The sequence below is a fragment of the Streptomyces sp. NPDC047706 genome, assembly GCF_043204795.1.
Taxonomy (GTDB): domain Bacteria; phylum Actinomycetota; class Actinomycetes; order Streptomycetales; family Streptomycetaceae; genus Streptomyces.
The window spans coordinates 116,360-134,511 of sequence record NZ_JBIDCW010000006.1 but is presented as its reverse complement, the minus strand read 5'-3'; the positions used below and the strand labels follow the sequence as shown (position 1 = coordinate 134,511).

Below are 18,152 nucleotides of genomic sequence, written 5' to 3'. Positions count from 1 at the left end.
ACCCCCACTCCGGCAGCGTCGCCGGTGGCCCTAGGAGTACACGTGACGAGCACACCGCAGGCACCCCCGTCAGGAGTCAGGACGGCTCAGCCCGAACACCTCGGGCACGTCATCTTCATCGCGGCGGCCGCCGCGATGGGGGGCTTCCTCTTCGGCTACGACAGCTCCGTGATCAATGGCGCCGTCGAGGCCATCCGGGACCGCTACGACATCGGCTCAGCGGCGCTGGCGCAGGTCATCGCCGTCGCGCTGATCGGCTGTGCCGTCGGCGCCGCGACGGCGGGCCGGATCGCCGACCGTATCGGCCGCATCCGGTGCATGCAGATCGCCGCGGTGCTGTTCACCGTGAGCGCCGTCGGCTCCGCGTTGCCCTTCTCGCTGTACGACCTCGCCTTCTGGCGTGTCGTCGGCGGCTTCGCCATCGGTATGGCCTCCGTGATCGGCCCGGCCTACATCGCCGAGGTCGCCCCGCCGGCGTACCGCGGCCGCCTCGGCTCCTTCCAGCAGGCCGCGATCGTGGTCGGCATCGCCGTCTCGCAGCTGGTCAACTGGGGCATCCTGAACGCCGCCGACGGAGACCAGCGCGGTGAGCTGCTGGGTCTGGAGGCCTGGCAGCTGATGCTCGGCGTCATGGTCGTCCCGGCCGTCCTGTACGGCCTGCTCTCCTTCGCCATCCCCGAGTCCCCGCGCTACCTGCTCTCCGTCGGCAAGCGCGAGCGCGCCCGCGCGATCCTCGCCGAGGTCGAGGGCCGCGAGACCGACCTCGACGGCCGCGTCGCCGAGATCGAGCAGGCGATGAAGAGCGAGCACAAGTCGTCCTTCAGGGACCTGCTCGGCGGCAGCTTCTTCTTCAAGCCGATCGTCTGGATCGGTATCGGCCTGTCGGTCTTCCAGCAGTTCGTCGGCATCAACGTCGCGTTCTACTACTCCTCGACGCTGTGGCAGTCGGTCGGGGTGGACCCGGCGGACTCCTTCTTCTACTCCTTCACCACGTCGATCATCAACATCGTCGGCACCGTCATCGCGATGATCTTCGTCGACCGCATCGGCCGCCGGCCGCTCGCGATCATCGGCTCCGTCGGCATGGTGATCGGCCTCGCGCTGGAGGCCTGGGCGTTCTCCTTCGACCTCGTCGACGGCCGGCTCCCCGAGACCCAGGGCTGGGTCGCGCTGATCGCCGCCCACGTGTTCGTCCTCTTCTTCGCCCTGTCGTGGGGTGTGGTCGTCTGGGTCATGCTCGGTGAGATGTTCCCCAACCGGATCCGCGCCGCCGCCCTCGGCGTGGCCGCCGCCGCGCAGTGGATCGCCAACTGGGCCATCACCGCGAGCTTCCCGTCGCTGGCCGAATGGAACCTCTCCGCGACCTACGTGATCTACACGGTCTGCGCGGCGTTCTCCATCCCGTTCGTCCTGAAGTTCGTGAAGGAGACGAAGGGCAAGTCACTGGAGGAGATGGGCTGAGCCTCGCCCCGAGGCCCCTCGATCCCGAGGAGACGGGCCAAGTCCCCGCTGCCCTTCTCCTCGTCTCGTCAGAGACGTGCCGCCCCGGCTCAGTCACCGAGCCGGGGCAGCACGTTCTCGCAGAACAGCCGCAGGCTGCGCCAGCCCTCCTCCAGCGGCATCCCGCCGGCCAGCGGATGCAGCACGAGGTTGCCGAGGCCCTGCGCCAGGCACTCGTCCGGCGTGAGCACCCGGTAGATGCCCTCGGCGCGCAGCTCCTCCACCGTCTTGGCCGCCGACCGCACGGCTGAGCGGATGCCGGCCGACTGCCAGGAGGCGTACGTACGCGCCTCGTGCAGGAAGTGCCCGCCGTACCGCGCCCACGTCCGGTCCGGATCCTCGGCGAGGTGCAGCAGCGGGGTCTCGGCAGCGGGCATCATGGTCCAGCCCTCCGTGCCGTACTCCACCAGGCGCTCCTTGTAGTACGCCTCCAGCTCGGGCAGGTGCGCGCTGGGGAAGAAGGGCAGGCCGAGGCGGGCGGCCCGGCGGGCCGCGGCCCGGGAGGAGCCGCCGACCAGGAGCAGCGGATGCGGGTCGGAGTACGGGCGCGGCGTGACCCGCACCGTCCGCCCCCGGTAGGTGAACTCCTCTCCGGTCCAGGCCCTCAGTACCGTCTCCAGCAGCTCGTCCTGCAACCGCCCGCGCCGCGCCCAGTCCACGCCGAACAGCTCGTACTCCTGCGGCCGGTAGCCGATCCCGGCGACTGTCACCAGCCGCCCCCCGCTCAGCAGGTCCAGTACGGCGATGTCCTCGGCCAGCCGCAGCGGGTCGTGCAGCGGCCCGATGACCGCCGAGACGGTCACCGCGAGCCGGCGGGTGGCCCCGAGCACCGCCCCGGCGAACGTGAACGGCGAGGGCAGCCAGTTGTCCGGCACCCCGTGGTGCTCCTCCGTCTGCACGGTGGCGATGCCCTGGCCGTCGGCGTACGCGGCCATCTCCAGGGCCGTCCGGTAGCGGGCGTGCAGGGAGGCGGGGGTGGCGCCGGGTTCGACGAGGTTGAAACGGACGACCGAGACGGGCATGGGGACCCCCTTCGCCGGGGCGGGTGTGGAGGAGGGACGGTAGCTGACGAGGCGTCAGGTCGCCAGGGAGGGGAGCCCGGCACGGCCACCGGGGTCATCGGGCATGTGGAGGAACGCACAAACTGGGCCGGGGGAGCCCCATGGCTGATACTGGACGGGTTATGGAAATCGTCATCCTTGCTGTAGTCATCGCCGTGGTCGTGATCGGCGCGATCGGCGGGCTCGTCATCGGCAGCCGACGCAGGAAGCCGCTGCCCCCGCCGCCGCCCACGACGCCCGACATCACCGCACCTCCGGCCGAGCCGCACGTCGGCGACGAGGCCGAGACGCCGCGGGACGAGCCGCGCCGCACGATAGAGGAGGTGGACCTCCCGGACGGCTCGGCCCCGGTCGCCGTCGAGGAGCCGCCCGTCGTCGAGCTCCCCCCGACCGAGATCGAGATCCCGGAGCCCACCGCGGGGCGGCTCGTCCGCCTCCGCACCCGTCTGTCCCGCTCCCAGAACGCCCTCGGCAAGGGGTTGCTCACGCTGCTGTCGCGCGAGCACCTCGACGAGGAGACCTGGGAGGAGATCGAGGACACCCTGCTCACCGCCGACGTCGGTGTGCAGCCCACCCAGGAGCTGGTCGAACGGCTGCGCGACCGGGTGAAGGTGCTCGGCACCCGCACCCCCGCGGAGCTGCGCGGCCTGCTGCGCGAGGAACTGCTCACCCTGGTCGGCACCGACCTCGACCGGGTCGTGAAGACCGAGCCCGAGACCACCAAGCCCGGCATCGTGATGGTCGTCGGCGTCAACGGCACCGGCAAGACCACCACCACCGGCAAGCTCGCCCGCGTCCTGGTGGCCGACGGCCGCAGCGTCGTGCTGGGCGCCGCCGACACCTTCCGTGCCGCTGCCGCGGACCAGCTCCAGACCTGGGGCGAGCGGGTCGGCGCGTACACCGTGCGCGGTCCGGAGGGCGGCGACCCCGCCTCCGTCGCGTTCGACGCAGTCAAGGAGGGCAAGGAGATGGGCGCCGACGTGGTGCTCATCGACACCGCCGGACGGCTGCACACGAAGACCGGCCTCATGGACGAGCTCGGCAAGGTCAAGCGCGTCGTCGAGAAGCACGCGCCGCTGGACGAGGTGCTGCTCGTCCTCGACGCCACCACCGGCCAGAACGGCCTCGTCCAGGCCCGGGTCTTCGCCGAGGTCGTCGACATCACCGGCATCGTCCTCACCAAGCTGGACGGCACCGCCAAGGGCGGCATCGTCGTCGCCGTGCAGCGTGAGCTCGGGGTCCCGGTCAAGCTGATCGGTCTCGGCGAGGGCGCCGACGATCTGGCGCCGTTCGAGCCGGAGGCGTTCGTGGATGCGCTTATCGGAGAGTGAGCACCCCCGGACATCCGTACACCAGGAAGCGCCCGTCCCGAGCTGTCACCGGGGGCGGGCGCTACGTCGTGCACGGGGGCTGTCCGTCCGGCGTCGCTCAGGGGGCGCCGCCGTCGCCGGGGTGCCGTGCGCGGCCGGCGGGTGCGAGGGCTGCCTGCCGTACGACGGCTGTCCGCCGGACCGCCGTCCGCGGCTACGCCCGGGACCGGTGTGCCACGTAGGCCAGCGTCCCGAGGAGCAACCGGGCCGCCGGCGGCTTCCGTGCCGAGTCCAGGTCGGGCGGGCGCAGCCAGCGCACCGGGCCGAGGCCGCCGCGGTCGGAGGGCGGGGCCGTGATGTGCGTACCGGGGCCGAGGCCGCGCAGGTCGAGATGCGGGTCGTCCCATCCCATGCGGTACAGCAGCGCGGGCAGCTCCGGCGCGGAGCCGGGGGCGACGAGGAAGTGGGCGCGGCCGTCGGGGGTGGCGGTGACCGGGCCGAGGGGGAGGCCCATGCGTTCGAGCCGGACCAGGGCGCGCCGCCCCGCGGGCTCGGCAACCTCGATCACGTCGAACGCCCGCCCGACCGGCAGCATCACCGCCGCGCCCGGGAACTCCGCCCAGGCGTCGGCCACCTCGTCGAGCGTCGCCCCGGCCGGCACCTCCGGCGCGAAGTGCAGCGGATGCGCGCCCGGCTTCCGGCAGTCGCCGCGCCCGCAGGAGCAGGCGTCCGCGGCGGCCCGCGCGCCCGGGACGACGTCCCAGCCCCAGAGCCCGGTGTACTCGGCCACGGCGGTGCACTCCGACGTGCGGCCGCGGCGGCGCGATCCGGACCGGATGTCGCGCATGCTCCGGCTGCTGCCGATCGTGAAGCCCATGCCCCCTCCAACGGGTCCGACGCACCGGTGGTTACGAGAAGGAACCAGAACGTGACTCTCCGTTTTCGACTTCCCGTTGCCGCGCGGTCCAGACGGCTTCCGGAAGCACACCGGGTGGTGTGTTCTTGGGTGCGCGCCTCTGCGTGCACCCGTCCGCCCACTTCCGTCCGGCCTATGTCAAGTGAATCGCGCGGAGGTGAGCGGTAGTTCATTCGAAGGGGTGGCGAATGGTGGCGTTTCCGCGATCGCCGTGGCCGGGCGGGTGATCGTAGGATTACCGTGTGTGCACGGCAACCGGGGGCACATGCACCGGCGGGTATGCCGGAGGCAAGCGGGTTCCTCGTCCGAAGACTGGGAACTGCCGGACGGGCGCCCGGACTGACGGGCATTCTGATAGGGCTTGGCGCAGTTGGTGGCAGGTGATCCGAGGGTTGGGGGCGTTCCAGTGGGCGGCAACGGCGGAGACGGGACGAACGCTGAGAAGCGCCCGAACGAGCTGTTGGGCTCGTGGTTCGTGCGCAGCGGCTGGTCGAAGGGCGAGCTCGCGCGCCAGGTGAACCGCAGGGCACGCCAGTTGGGCGCCAACCACATCTCCACCGACACCTCACGCGTCCGCCGCTGGCTGGACGGGGAGAACCCGCGCGAGCCGATCCCCAGGATCCTGTCGGAGCTGTTCTCCGAGCGGTTCGGCTGTGTCGTCTCCATCGAGGACCTCGGTCTGCGCACCGCCCGCCAGTCGCCCTCCGCCCACGGTGTGGACCTGCCCTGGACGGGCCCTCAGACGGTGGCGCTGCTCGGCGAGTTCTCGCGCAGCGACCTGATGCTCGCCCGCCGGGGCTTCCTCGGCACCTCGCTGGCCCTGTCCGCCGGCCCGGCCCTGATCGAGCCCATGCAGCGCTGGCTCGTCCCCGCGCCGCCCTCCCCGCGTCCTGAGCCGTCCTCGGTGCCCTCCACCCGGTCGCGGGGGCGGCTGTCCAGGCCCGAGCTGGACCTGCTGGAGTCCACCACGGTGATGTTCCGGCAGTGGGACGCGCAGTGCGGCGGAGGTCTGCGCCGCAAGGCGGTCGTCGGCCAGCTGCACGAGGTCACCGACCTGCTCCAGGAGCCCCAGCCCGAGGCCACCACCCGCAAGTTGTTCAAGGTCGCCGCCGAACTGGCCGAGCTGGCCGGCTGGATGTCGTACGACGTGGGGCTTCAGCCCACCGCGCAGAAGTACTTCGTGCTCGCGCTGCACGCCGCCAAGGAGGCCGGCGACCGCCCCCTCGGCTCGTACGTCCTGTCCAGTATGAGCCGTCAGATGATCCACCTGGGGCGGCCCGACGACGCGCTGGAGCTGATCCACCTGGCGCAGTACGGCAGCAGGGACTGCGCGAGCCCGCGCACCCAGGCGATGCTGTATGCGATGGAGGCCCGCGCGTACGCCAACATGGGCCAGCCCGGCAAGTGCAAGCGGGCCGTGCGGATGGCCGAGGACACCTTCGCCGACGCCGAGGACTGGGACGAGCCGGATCCGGACTGGATCCGCTTCTTCTCCGAGGCCGAGCTGTTCGCCGAGAACAGCCACTCCTTCCGGGACCTCGCCTACGTCGCCGGCCGCAGCCCTGCCTACGCCTCCATGGCCGAGCCGCTGATGCGGCGGGCCGTGGAGCTGTTCGCGCAGGACACCGAGCACCAGCGGTCGTACGCGCTCAATCTCATCGGCATGGCCTCCGTGCACCTGCTCCAGCGGGAGCCCGAGCAGAGCGCCGCCTTCGCCGGCCAGGCGATGACGGTGGCCAAGAACGTCCGTTCCGAGCGCGTCAACACTCGTATCCGAAAGACCGTCGACACCGCGGCCCGTGATTTCGGCGATGTCGCCGAGGTCGTGGACCTCACCGGCAAGCTCGCGATCGAGCTTCCGGAGACCGCCGAGGCGGTCTGAGCACAGCGCCGAAACCCCTGACCCCGGCCGCGGCCGGCCCTCCCGAACTGCCCGACTCGGCTCCCCCATGCCAGGTCATCGGAAGGCCGCCGCGGCCGGTTCTTTCCCCCTCCTCTCCCCGCGGGAAAAGCACCGGGGAAGGTTGCGCCACGATAACGATCGCGCGGCCCGGTAGCTGGCAGTTCATCGACGCGTAACACGCCCGGCGCCTTCGTCACCACGGCGAAACAACGAGGGGCCTCGACCGAAACGGCACTGCGCCAATGTCGTGGCGCATAACCGGCCCACCCCTCATGCCCGCTCAAGGCTTCGCCCGCACGGGGCCGTATCCAACGACGAGGAGACGCCGATGGCTCCAGCCATCACGCTTGCGGCGGACGCACCCACGCTGTCGTCCGCCAACACAGGCTTCATGCTCATCTGTTCCGCCCTGGTGATGCTCATGACCCCGGGCCTGGCCTTCTTCTACGGAGGCATGGTCCGCGTCAAAAGCACCCTCAACATGCTGATGATGAGCTTCATCAGCCTGGGAATCGTCACCATCCTGTGGGTGCTGTACGGCTTCTCCATGGCGTTCGGCACGGATTCCGGCAGCATCATCGGCTGGAGCTCCGACTACGTCGGCTTCACGGGGATCGGCATCGGCGACCTGTGGGACGGCTACACCATCCCGGTCTACGTCTTCGCCGTCTTCCAGCTGATGTTCGCGATCATCACGCCCGCCCTGATCAGCGGCGCCCTCGCGGACCGCGTCAAGTTCACGGCGTGGGCGCTGTTCATCACCCTGTGGGCCACGGTCGTCTACTTCCCCGTCGCCCACTGGGTCTGGGGTGCGGGCGGCTGGGCCTTCGAGCTGGGCGTGATCGACTTCGCCGGCGGTACGGCGGTGCACATCAACGCCGGTGCCGCGGCGCTCGGCGTCATCCTGGTCATCGGCAAGCGGATCGGCTTCAAGAGGGACCCGATGCGCCCGCACAGCCTGCCGCTGGTGATGCTGGGTGCCGGCCTGCTGTGGTTCGGCTGGTTCGGCTTCAACGCCGGCTCCTGGCTCGGCAACGACGACGGCGTCGGCGCGCTGATGTTCGTCAACACCCAGATCGCCACCGCCGCCGCCATGCTGGCCTGGCTGATCTACGAGAAGCTGCGGCACGGCGCCTTCACCACGCTGGGCGCCGCCTCCGGCGCGGTCGCCGGTCTGGTCGCCATCACCCCGGCCGGAGGCGCGGTCGACCCGCTCGGCGCGATCGCGGTCGGCGCCATCGCCGGTCTGCTGTGCGCCATGGCCGTCGGCCTGAAGTACAGGTTCGGCTACGACGACTCCCTGGACGTCGTCGGCGTCCACCTGGTCGGCGGTGTCGCCGGCTCCCTGCTGATCGGCTTCTTCGCCAGCGGCAAGGGACAGTCCGAGGTCGAGGGCCTGTTCTACGGCGGTGGCCTGGAGCAGTTCTGGAAGCAGTGTGCCGGTGTCTTCGCGGTCCTCGCCTACTCTCTGGTCGTCTCCGCGATCCTCGCCTTCCTGATCGACAAGACGATCGGCATGCGGGTCTCCGAGGACGACGAGGTGGCCGGTATCGACCAGGCCGAGCACGCCGAGACCGCATACGACTTCAGCGGTGCCGGCGGTGGCGCCCGCATCGCCGCCTCCGCCCCCGCCCCGGTCGCCGACACTGCCAGCAAGAAGGTGGACGCATGAAGCTCATCACCGCGGTCGTCAAGCCGCACCGGCTCGACGAGATCAAGGAAGCCCTCCAGGCGTTCGGCGTACACGGCCTGACCGTCACCGAGGCGAGCGGCTACGGTCGGCAGCGGGGCCACACCGAGGTCTACCGGGGTGCCGAGTACACCGTCGACCTGGTCCCCAAGATCCGTATCGAGGTGCTGGCCGAGGACGACGACGCGGAGCAGCTCATCGACGTCCTGGTGAAGGCGGCCCGCACCGGCAAGATCGGTGACGGCAAGGTCTGGTCGGTGCCGGTCGAGACCGCAGTACGGGTCCGCACCGGCGAGCGCGGCCCGGACGCGCTCTGACACGCGGAAGAACAGGAGTCGCTGGGTGACGGGTACGGACGTACATGCGGACGTGGAGGAGTCGGGACCCAGCGGCTACGCGGCGGCCCGGCTGCGCCTCCTCACTCAGGGGGCGCGGTCCGGGCCGCCGCGCCGTGCGGCCCTGGCCGAGCTCACCGACGACTGGCTGACAGGGCTGTTCGCGGCGGGAGCCGAAGGACTGCGCGGGGTGTCGCTCGTGGCCGTCGGCGGTTACGGCCGCGGTGAGCTGTCCCCGCGCAGCGACCTGGACCTCCTGCTGCTGCATGACGGCGGCGACCCCTCGGGGATCGCCGCCCTCGCCGACCGCCTCTGGTACCCGGTCTGGGACCTGGGCCTGGCCCTCGACCACTCCGTGCGCACCCCGGCCGAGGCCCGCAAGGCGGCCGGGGACGACCTCAAGGTCCAGCTCGGCCTGCTGGACGCCCGCCACATCGCGGGCGACCTCGGCCTGACCGCCGGCCTGCGGACGGCGATCCTCGCCGACTGGCGCAACCAGGCCCCCAAGCGCCTCCCCGCGCTCCAGGAGCTCTGCGCCGAACGCGCCGAACGGCAGGGCGAGCTGCAGTACCTGCTGGAGCCCGACCTCAAGGAGTCCCGCGGTGGCCTGCGGGACGCCACCGCCCTGCGCGCCGTCGCCGCCTCATGGCTGGCCGACGCCCCGCGCGAGGGCCTCGACGACGCCCGGCGCCGGCTGCTCGACGTCCGGGACGCCCTGCATCTCGCCACCGGCCGCGCCACCGACCGGCTCGCCCTGCAGGAACAGGACCAGGTCGCGGCCGAGCTGGGGCTGCTCGACGCGGACACCCTGCTGCGGCAGGTGTACGAGGCGGCGCGGCTCGTCTCGTACGCCAGCGATGTCACATGGCGTGAAGTGGGGCGCGTACTGAGGTCGCGGGCCGTGCGGCCCCGGCTGCGTTCCATGCTGGGCGGGGGGAAGCAGGTCACCGAGCGGTCGCCGCTGGCCGAGGGCGTGGTGGAGCAGGACGGCGAGGTGGTGCTCGCCCGCGCCGCCCGTCCCGACCGCGACCCCGTGCTCCCGTTGCGCGCCGCGGCCGCCGCCGCGCAGGCCGGACTGCCGCTCTCCCTGCACGCCGTACGACGCATGGCTGCCGGTGCGCGCCCGCTGCCCACGCCCTGGCCCGCCGAGGCGCGCGAGCAGCTGGTGACGCTGCTCGGCTCCGGGCGCCCGACCGTGGAGGTCTGGGAGGCCCTGGAGGCCGAAGGCCTGATCACCCGGCTCATCCCCGACTGGGAGCGGGTGCGCTGCCGGCCGCAGCGCAACGCCGTGCACCTCTGGACCGTCGACCGGCACCTCATCGAGACCGCCGTCCGCGCCTCCGAGTTCACCCGCCGTGTCCACCGCCCCGACCTGCTGCTGGTCGCCGCGCTGCTGCACGACATCGGCAAGGGCTGGCCCGGCGACCACTCCGTGGCGGGCGAGACCATCGCCCGCGACGTGGCGGGCCGGATCGGCTTCGACCGCGCGGACGTGGCCGTCCTCGCCACGCTCGTACGCCATCACCTGCTGCTCGTCGAGACCGCCACCCGGCGTGACCTCGACGACCCCGCCACCGTGCGCTCCGTAGCCGAGGCGGTCGGCTCGCAGGGCACGCTGGAGCTGCTGCACGCGCTCACCGAGGCCGACGCGCTGGCCACCGGGCCGGCCGCCTGGTCGTCCTGGCGCGGTTCGCTCGTCGCCGACCTGGTGAAGCGGGTCTCGGCCGTGCTCGCCGGAGACGTCCCGGCCGACCCGGAGGCCGCCGCGCCCACCACCGAGCAGGAGCGGCTGGCCATCGAGGCGGTCGCCACGGGCAGCCCCGTGCTGGCGCTGCGGGCGCAGACCGAGGCGCCCACGGACGAGGCGTCCGACGGGCCGGAGCCGCTCGGTGTGGAACTCCTCGTCGCCGTACCGGACCAGCCCGGGGTGCTGCCCGCGGTCTCCGGTGTCCTCGCGATGCACCGTCTGACCGTGCGCACCGCCGAGCTGCGGGCCCTTCGGCTGCCGGACGGCGTCGAGGGCTCGGTACTGCTGCTGGACTGGCGGGTCGCCGCCGAGTACGGCTCGCTGCCGCAGGCCGCCCGGCTGCGTGCGGACCTGGTGCGGGCCCTGGACGGAACCCTCGACATCGCCGGCCGCCTGGCCGAGCGCGACGCCGCGTACCCGCGCCGCCGGGGCGTCGTCGCCCCGCCGCCGCGCGTGACGGTCGCCTCGGCCGGGTCCCGCCTCGCCACGGTGATCGAGGTGCGCGCCCAGGACGCCCCGGGACTGCTCTTCCGTATCGGGCGTGCCCTGGAGGACGCCGGAGTGCGGGTGCGCAGTGCCCATGTGTCGACGCTGGGCGCGAACGCGGTCGACGCGTTCTATGTCACAGGCCCCCAGGGCACGCCCCTGCCGGGCGAGGAGGCGGTGGCGGTGGCACGGAAGCTGGAGGAGACCCTGCGGGGGTGACCGCCTGGCCCCGGTCCTCATTGATGCGGTGGACGAGGACGATTCCCCTGGCGGGCCAGATACCCTGGAGGGCGACCCACACTGTCGCCTACTGCCGAGGACCGACGCCGCCGTGTTCGATACCCTTTCCGACCGCCTCTCAGCCACCTTCAAGTCCCTCAGGGGCAAGGGGCGACTCAGTGAAGCGGACATCGACGCCACGGCTCGCGAGATCCGGATCGCGCTCCTCGAAGCGGACGTGGCGCTGCCGGTCGTCCGGAGCTTCATCAAGAACGTCAAGGAGCGCGCGCTCGGCGCCGAGGTCTCCAAGGCGCTGAACCCGGCCCAGCAGGTCCTGAAGATCGTGAACGAGGAGCTCGTCACGATCCTCGGCGGCGAGACCCGGCGGCTGCGCTTCGCCAAGCAGCCGCCCACCGTGATCATGCTGGCGGGTCTGCAGGGTGCCGGTAAGACCACCCTCGCCGGCAAGCTCGGCCGGTGGCTCGAGGAGCAGGGCCACTCGCCGCTGCTGGTCGCCGCCGACCTCCAGCGCCCGAACGCCGTGAACCAGCTGAGCGTCGTCGCCGAGCGCGCGGGCGTGGCCGTCTACGCGCCGGAGCCGGGCAACGGCGTCGGTGACCCGGTCAAGGTCGCCAGGGACTCCATCGACTTCGCGAAGTCCAAGGTCCACGACATCGTGATCGTGGACACCGCCGGCCGCCTGGGCATCGACCAGGAGATGATGCAGCAGGCCGCGGACATCCGGGACGCGGTCTCGCCGGACGAGATCCTGTTCGTCGTCGACGCGATGATCGGTCAGGACGCGGTCAACACCGCCGAGGCCTTCCGCGACGGCGTCGGCTTCGACGGCGTGGTGCTCTCCAAGCTCGACGGTGACGCCCGCGGTGGTGCGGCGCTGTCGATCCGGCAGATCACCGGCAAGCCGATCATGTTCGCCTCCAACGGCGAGAAGCTCGACGACTTCGACGCCTTCCATCCCGACCGGATGGCCTCCCGCATCCTCGACATGGGTGACCTGCTCACCCTGATCGAGCAGGCGGAGAAGACGTTCAGCCAGGAAGAGGCCGAGAAGATGGCCTCCAAGCTGGCGTCCAAGAAGGGCCAGGACTTCACCCTGGACGACTTCCTGGCCCAGATGGAGCAGGTCAGGAAGATGGGCAGCATCTCCAAGCTGCTCGGCATGCTGCCCGGTATGGGCCAGATCAAGGACCAGATCCAGAACCTCGACGAGCGCGACGTCGACCGCACGGCCGCCATCATCAAGTCGATGACCCCGGGCGAGCGCCAGGACCCGACGATCATCAACGGCTCGCGCCGGGCCCGTATCGCCCGCGGTTCCGGTGTCGACGTCAGCGCCGTGAAGAACCTGGTCGAGCGGTTCTTCGAGGCCCGCAAGGTGATGTCCCGGATGGCCCAGGGCGGCGGCATGCCCGGCATGCCGGGGATGCCGGGCATGGGCGGCGGCCCCGGCCGGGCGAAGAAGCAGCAGAAGAAGACCAAGGGCAAGCAGCGCTCGGGGAACCCGATGAAGCGCAAGCAGCAGGAGCAGGAGGCCGCCGCCCGTCGCGCGGCCGCCGCCCAGGGCGGCAACGCCTTCGGGGTCCCGCAGCAGGGCGCGCAGGACTTCGAACTCCCCGACGAGTTCAAGAAGTTCATGGGCTGAGCCCGTTCCGTACTCCGCAGAGGGCGCCCGTTCGCCGCAAGGGGCGCCCGCTGCGCATGCCGTAGCCCGCCGTCTGCCGTAACGTCCAGATATGAGCAATGCCGCGCCACCACGCAAGGCTGACCAGCCGTGGCGCACCGAAGGCACCCCGGACGAGCCGCCCAAGCGGCCCGACGGCCGCCGGATACGCGGCGGGTGGTGGGGCCTGCTCCTCACCGCCGTGATCGTGTTCCTGCTGGCCTACGTGGGGCTGAACTACCTGGGCGGTGGCAGCGAGCCGACGATCTCGTACACCGAGTTCAGCCGCCAGGTCGACGCCGGCAACGTCTCGCGGATCTACTCCAAGGGCGACACCATCCAGGGCGAGCTCAAGAGCGCCAGGGACAACCCCGAGGGCGGCGGCGACTACACCAAGTTCATGACCCAGCGGCCCGCTTTCGCCGAGGACGACCTGTGGCAGGAGCTGAACAGCCGCAACGTCACGGTGACCGCGCAGCCGGTCGTGGTGCAGCGCAGCCCCCTCACCAACCTGCTCATCTCACTGGCGCCGATCGTGGTCATCGTCGCCGTGTGGATCTTCATCGTCCGGCGGTTCGGTTCAGGCCGGGGCGGCGGCATGGGCGGCATGTTCGGACGCAAGCCCCCGCCCAAGCCGGTCGAGCTGCTGCCCGGCAGGCACCGTACGACCTTCGCCGACGTCGCCGGGATCGACGAGGTCAAGGGCGAGCTGGACGACGTCGTCGACTTCCTGGAACACCCCGACGCCTACCGCAGCATGGGCGCGAAAATGCCGCGCGGCGTGCTGCTCGCGGGCTCGCCCGGCACCGGAAAGACCCTGCTGGCGCGCGCCGTGGCCGGTGAGGCGGGCGTGCCGTTCTTCTCCGCCTCCGCGTCCGAGTTCATCGAGATGATCGTCGGCGTCGGTGCCTCCCGTGTCCGGGAGCTGTTCGCCGAGGCCCGCAAGGTGGCCCCGTCGATCATCTTCATCGACGAGATCGACACCATCGGACGGGTGCGCGGCGCCGGTGCGTCGGTGAGCGGTCACGACGAACGCGAGCAGACCCTGAACCAGATCCTGACGGAGATGGACGGCTTCTCCGGCTCGGAGGGCGTGGTCGTCATAGCGGCCACGAACCGGGCCGACATCCTGGACCCCGCACTCACCCGGCCCGGCCGGTTCGACCGGGTGGTCAACGTCGCCCCGCCGGATCGCGCCGGACGTGAGGCGATCCTGCGGATCCACACCCGCGAGATCCCCCTCGCCGACGACGTGGACCTGGCCCGGCTGGCCCGCACGACACCGGGCATGACAGGTGCGGATCTGGCCAACCTCGCCAACGAGGGTGCGCTGCTCGCGGTCAAGCGCAAGCAGGACCAGGTGACGGCCGCGGACCTGTCCGAGGCACTGGAGAAGGTCCAGCTGGGGGCCGAACGCACTCTGGTGATGCCCGAGGAGGACCGCCGCCGCACCGCCTGCCACGAGAGCGGGCACGCCCTCCTCGGCATGCTCCAGCCCGGCGCCGACCCCGTCCGCAAGATCACCATCGTGCCGCGCGGCCGGGCCCTGGGCGTGACCATGTCGACCCCGGAGGTCGAGCGGTACGCGCACTCCGAGCAGTACCTGCGCGGCCGCATCATCGGCGCCCTCGGCGGCATGGCGGCGGAGGAGGTCGTCTACGGCGTCGTCACCACGGGCGCGGAGAGCGACCTCGAACAGGTCACGAGCATCGCGCGCGGGATGGTGGCCCGGTGGGGGATGAGCGAGCGCGTCGGCCGGCTGTCCGCCCTGCCCAGCGACGCACAGCAGGCGTACGGGCTCTCCGCCGCACCGCAGACCCTCGACGTGATCGACTCCGAGATGCGCCGGATCGTCGACGACTGCTACGAAGAGGCCTGCCGCAAGCTGCGCGACCACCGCCACCGGCTGGACGCGCTGACGGAGGCGCTGCTGGAGCGGGAGACGCTGGAGGAGGCGGAGGCCTACCGGATCGCGGGGATCACCCGGCTGGAGAAGGACGACACGGTGGCCTAAGGGCCGGTCGTTCGGATCGGGCAGCAGCGGGGGCCCTACGGCGGTGAGTGGTGCTGAGCGCTGCTGAACGGGTGGTGAGCCGGTGGTGAGCGGGTGGTGAGCGGGTGGTGAGCGAGCGGGTGCTGAGGGGTGCTGAGCGGTGCTGAGACCCCGCGTCCGCGGTGTGATCGGGGCCTCCGGGTGCCGATGGTGGTGGGTGGTGCCGATGGTGGTGGGTGGGGCTGGCGGTGGTGGGTGGTGCCGATGGTGGTGGGTGGTGCCGATGGTGGTGAGCGGTGCCGGTGACCGTGCGTCCGCGGTGTCATCCGAACGGAGGTCCTGGAAACCCCGCCCCGCCGCCCGTGCCGCCGACGCGGTTCTAGGCGCCTCCGCCCGCGCACCCGACGCGGCTCAGGGGACGCGGGCGATCAGGTAGCGGAACACGTTCGGCATCCACACCGTGCCGTCCGGCCGCCGGTGCTGGTGCAGTGCCTCGGCCAGCTCCTTGCCGACCTGCTCCTGATCGGTCGCCGCGAGAGCCGCGTCGAACAGCCCGGTAGACAGCAGGCCGCGGGTCGCGCTGTCCACGTCGGCGTACCCGAACGGGCAGGCGACCCGGCCCGAGCCGTCCGGCCTGAGCCCGGCCCGCTGGGCGACCTCCTCCAGGTCGTCGCGGAGCGCCGGGCGCCAGCTGCCGCCGCCCCGCGGCGGATCCGCCAGCTTGGTCGCCACCCGCAGCACCGAGGAGGTGGCGCAGCGCTCCGGTGGTCCCCAGCCGGCCAGCGCCACCGGAGCGCCCCGTGCGGCGAGCGGGGTCGCCGCGGCGAGCAGCTCACCGAGGCCCTCCGCGTCACCCGCGAGGCATCCGATGGGCTCGAAGGCGGTGACGAGCGTGTACGCCGTGGACTGCGCGTCGTCCTCCTCGGGGCCGGCGTCCGCCGGGGAGCCCTCGACGAGCCGGGCATCCTCCGCACGCGCGCGCGTGCGGGGTGCCTCCGCCGTCGACGGCAGCAGGCGCTCGCGTGCCAGGGCCAGTCTCTCGGGCGAGGAGGACTCGACACCGGTGACGGCGGCGCCCCGGGCGGCCGCCAGCAGCAGGGCGAGTCCCGAACCGCAGCCGAGGCCCAGCAGCCGGGTGCCGGGGCCCACGTCCAGTCGCTCGTAGACGGCCTCGTAGAGCGGTACGAGCATCCGCTCCTGGATCTCCGACCAGTCACGCGCGCGTGCACACAGGTCCACGTGGGGTGCGGATCCCGCGTGAGGCAGGTGCTGCCGCACGAGCGTAGGTGTCATCGAAAGCGCCCCAATCCGCTGCGAGTTGCCGCTGTACCCGTTCTTAGTCGCCCCCGTCGCGTACGCCCAGCCTCCCCCTGTATGCCAGGTAACTCCGAGCCCGCGACCGCGTCCAGGGGTCTCGGCGGCCCGCTTGTGAGGTGCCCTCGTGAGTGGCGAGAATTCACATTCCGGCAATGCTGCTGTCCCTCCTCACGACGGAATTGCTCCGTCCGGGTGACCGAGGAGTGGCGCGATCGTGCCGTGGGCGATGACCGTGGGTCGCGGGCCGGGGCGGTGGCCGGGTTCCGGCCAAGGTCGACAGTGCCGGTCGCCGCCCGGTCACGGTCCCGTCGCGGAAGGACGGGGCGGTGGCGAACCCGGGGGGCGCACCGGGTAGGGTCGCGGTCGTACCGCGCGCGGGCCGGGTCAGGACGCGAGGCGGCCGAAACGCCTCTTGCGCACCGGCGGACCCGTGTACCCCGTCGCGGCGGTGGCGCTCTACGCGCCGGGCCGTACGTCAGGCTACGTACCACCTTGTAGTGAGGTGTGCGGCTTCTCCGCAGATCAGCGCACCCGCCCTCCTCAGGACGCATCAGCGGCAACTGACGGGTACGTGCAAATTATTTGGGATGCCCCGGAATAGGAACACAGCGGGGTTCAGGCTCGTTCTCATTACGTGAGCACGACACCACCTGTTCTCGCCGCAGAGCTGGCGCAGGCGTGGGCCGACATTCAGCGGTACCACCCCGAGCTGCCGGACCTTGCCGCGCCCGAGTCCCTGATCGGGGAGTCGTCGTCCGCCTGCGGACACGAGCTCTCCTTCGAGCGGCTGCTTCACGAGGCAGTCCACGGCATCGCCGCCGCGCGCGGAATCCGCGACACCTCCCGCGCCGGCCGATACCACAACCGCAGATTCCTCGCGATCGCCGAGGAGCTGGGCCTTGACCACCCCGAGGAGCCGCATCCCAGCAGCGGCTTCTCGCTGGTCACGCTCAACCCCGAGGCGAAGCGGAGGTACCGCCCGACGATCGAGCGCCTCCAGCGCGCCCTGAAGGCCCACACCGCCGCCACCACCACCGACACCAGCCGCAGCTTCCGCGGCCCGGCCGCCCGCCATGGCTCCTCCGGCGGCGGCGTCCGGGTCAAGGCGGTGTGCGACTGCGGCCGCAACGTACGGGTCGTCCCGTCCGTTCTGGCCCAGGCGCCGATCATGTGCGGCGGCTGCGGCAAGCCGTTCCGGATCCCGGAAGTGGTGGGCGCGGGGGCAAGGTGAGCGCACGGCTGTTCGTGGCAGCCGTGCGGCACCGCCCCTAGGGCCTGCCGGCACCTTCCCCCCTGCCCCGCGACGTCTGGCGGACAGGCCGTGGTGCCGCGGGGTCACGCACCCGGCGTCTGTCGTGGGAACGCCGGGTGCCGCTGTGGTGTGCCCTGGCGCACCCTGGGTCTGAAGCGCCCGGCGGCGTGTGGCAGAATGGTCAGCTGTACTCGACAGCCGCACAGGACCCCTCTCTCCTCCGGCTGACGCGTCCGTCGGGCACTCGGGTACCGCAACCCCACGCGGCCTTTCTCGCCGTGCCCAACCACGTCAAATCCAGGAGAACCCACTCCCGTGGCAGTCAAGATCAAGCTGAAGCGTCTGGGCAAGATCCGTTCGCCTCACTACCGCATCGTCGTCGCCGACTCCCGCACCCGCCGTGACGGCCGTGCGATCGAGGAGATCGGCAAGTACCACCCGACGTACAACCCGTCGGTGATCGAGGTCGACGCCGAGCGCGTGGCGTACTGGCTCCGTGTCGGCGCCCAGCCGACCGAGCCCGTCCTCGCCATTCTGAAGAAGACCGGCGACTGGCAGAAGTTCAAGGGCGAGCCCGCCCCGGCGCCGCTGCTCGTCGCCGAGCCCAAGGCCGCGCGCCCGTCCTTCGAGGCTCTCGGCGGTGACGACGAGGGCAAGGGTGAGGCCATCACCCAGAAGAAGAAGGCCGACAAGAAGGACGAGGCCCCGGCCGAGTCCGCGGCTGAGTCCACCGAGGCCTGAG

13 protein-coding genes are annotated in these 18,152 nt (G+C 71.6%); 10 read left to right on the top strand and 3 right to left on the bottom strand.

Annotated features, from left to right (window positions below; all coding sequences use genetic code 11):
• Nucleotides 1-42 precede the first annotated feature (42 nt).
• Nucleotides 43-1,461, top strand: coding sequence for a sugar porter family MFS transporter (locus tag ACGF8A_RS09365; RefSeq protein ID WP_393105934.1), 1,419 nt, complete (start codon nucleotides 43-45; stop codon nucleotides 1,459-1,461).
• Between the two features lie 89 nt (nucleotides 1,462-1,550).
• On the opposite strand, the gene ACGF8A_RS09360 is transcribed toward ACGF8A_RS09365, so the two are convergent.
• Nucleotides 1,551-2,522 (bottom strand): LLM class flavin-dependent oxidoreductase, encoded by a 972-nt coding sequence (locus ACGF8A_RS09360; RefSeq protein WP_393105932.1) that lies wholly within the window; start codon nucleotides 2,520-2,522, stop codon nucleotides 1,551-1,553.
• Between the two features lie 161 nt (nucleotides 2,523-2,683).
• Between ACGF8A_RS09360 and ftsY the strand changes: the two genes are divergently transcribed.
• Nucleotides 2,684-3,892 (top strand): signal recognition particle-docking protein FtsY, encoded by a 1,209-nt coding sequence (gene ftsY / locus ACGF8A_RS09355; protein ID WP_393105930.1) that lies wholly within the window; start codon nucleotides 2,684-2,686, stop codon nucleotides 3,890-3,892.
• Nucleotides 3,893-4,085: 193 nt separating this feature from the next.
• On the opposite strand, the gene ACGF8A_RS09350 is transcribed toward ftsY, so the two are convergent.
• Nucleotides 4,086-4,748 carry a bifunctional DNA primase/polymerase gene (locus ACGF8A_RS09350; protein WP_393105928.1) on the bottom strand — a complete coding sequence of 221 codons (663 nt, stop codon included), beginning with the start codon at nucleotides 4,746-4,748 and terminating at the stop codon, nucleotides 4,086-4,088.
• A 445-nt stretch (nucleotides 4,749-5,193) separates the two neighbouring features.
• Between ACGF8A_RS09350 and ACGF8A_RS09345 the strand changes: the two genes are divergently transcribed.
• The 6 genes from ACGF8A_RS09345 (at nucleotide 5,194) to ftsH (ending at nucleotide 14,862) form a co-directional block, all read left to right on the top strand.
• Nucleotides 5,194-6,669: a hypothetical protein gene (locus ACGF8A_RS09345; protein WP_393105926.1), complete on the top strand. Its 1,476-nt coding sequence runs from the start codon at nucleotides 5,194-5,196 to the stop codon at nucleotides 6,667-6,669.
• A 349-nt stretch (nucleotides 6,670-7,018) separates the two neighbouring features.
• Nucleotides 7,019-8,362, top strand: coding sequence for an ammonium transporter (locus ACGF8A_RS09340; RefSeq protein WP_393105924.1), 1,344 nt, complete (start codon nucleotides 7,019-7,021; stop codon nucleotides 8,360-8,362).
• Nucleotides 8,359-8,697: a P-II family nitrogen regulator gene (locus tag ACGF8A_RS09335; RefSeq protein ID WP_393105922.1), complete on the top strand. Its 339-nt coding sequence runs from the start codon at nucleotides 8,359-8,361 to the stop codon at nucleotides 8,695-8,697. Before ACGF8A_RS09340 ends, ACGF8A_RS09335 begins: the two co-directional genes overlap by 4 nt.
• 25 nt (nucleotides 8,698-8,722) lie before the next feature.
• Nucleotides 8,723-11,167, top strand: a complete 2,445-nt coding sequence (locus tag ACGF8A_RS09330; RefSeq protein ID WP_393105920.1) for a [protein-PII] uridylyltransferase — start codon at nucleotides 8,723-8,725, stop codon at nucleotides 11,165-11,167.
• A gap of 112 nt (nucleotides 11,168-11,279) precedes the next feature.
• Nucleotides 11,280-12,830, top strand: a complete 1,551-nt coding sequence (gene ffh, locus ACGF8A_RS09325) for a signal recognition particle protein (protein WP_393105918.1) — start codon at nucleotides 11,280-11,282, stop codon at nucleotides 12,828-12,830.
• A gap of 91 nt (nucleotides 12,831-12,921) precedes the next feature.
• A complete protein-coding gene (ftsH, locus tag ACGF8A_RS09320; protein WP_393105916.1) occupies nucleotides 12,922-14,862 on the top strand; it encodes an ATP-dependent zinc metalloprotease FtsH in 1,941 nt (646 codons plus the stop codon).
• 390 nt (nucleotides 14,863-15,252) lie between these two features.
• On the opposite strand, the gene ACGF8A_RS09315 is transcribed toward ftsH, so the two are convergent.
• Entirely contained in the window at nucleotides 15,253-16,134 is an 882-nt protein-coding gene (locus tag ACGF8A_RS09315) for an SAM-dependent methyltransferase (protein ID WP_393105914.1), read from the bottom strand.
• 658 nt (nucleotides 16,135-16,792) lie between these two features.
• Between ACGF8A_RS09315 and ACGF8A_RS09310 the strand changes: the two genes are divergently transcribed.
• Entirely contained in the window at nucleotides 16,793-17,389 is a 597-nt protein-coding gene (locus ACGF8A_RS09310; RefSeq protein ID WP_365458061.1) for a hypothetical protein, read from the top strand.
• Nucleotides 17,390-17,725: 336 nt separating this feature from the next.
• A complete protein-coding gene (gene rpsP / locus ACGF8A_RS09305) occupies nucleotides 17,726-18,151 on the top strand; it encodes a 30S ribosomal protein S16 (protein ID WP_393105911.1) in 426 nt (141 codons plus the stop codon).
• Nucleotide 18,152 lies beyond the last annotated feature (1 nt).

Bases quoted from the DNA above. Each gene is read 5' to 3' on its own strand.
- ACGF8A_RS09360 (WP_393105932.1), bottom strand. From the start codon at position 2,522: ATGCCCGTCTCGGTCGTCCGTTTCAACCTCGTCGAACCCGGCGCCACC.
- ftsY (WP_393105930.1), top strand. From the start codon at position 2,684: ATGGAAATCGTCATCCTTGCTGTAGTCATCGCCGTGGTCGTGATCGGC.
- ACGF8A_RS09350 (WP_393105928.1), bottom strand. From the start codon at position 4,748: ATGGGCTTCACGATCGGCAGCAGCCGGAGCATGCGCGACATCCGGTCC.
- ACGF8A_RS09340 (WP_393105924.1), top strand. From the start codon at position 7,019: ATGGCTCCAGCCATCACGCTTGCGGCGGACGCACCCACGCTGTCGTCC.
- ACGF8A_RS09335 (WP_393105922.1), top strand. From the start codon at position 8,359: ATGAAGCTCATCACCGCGGTCGTCAAGCCGCACCGGCTCGACGAGATC.
- ftsH (WP_393105916.1), top strand. From the start codon at position 12,922: ATGAGCAATGCCGCGCCACCACGCAAGGCTGACCAGCCGTGGCGCACC.
- ACGF8A_RS09315 (WP_393105914.1), bottom strand. From the start codon at position 16,134: ATGACACCTACGCTCGTGCGGCAGCACCTGCCTCACGCGGGATCCGCA.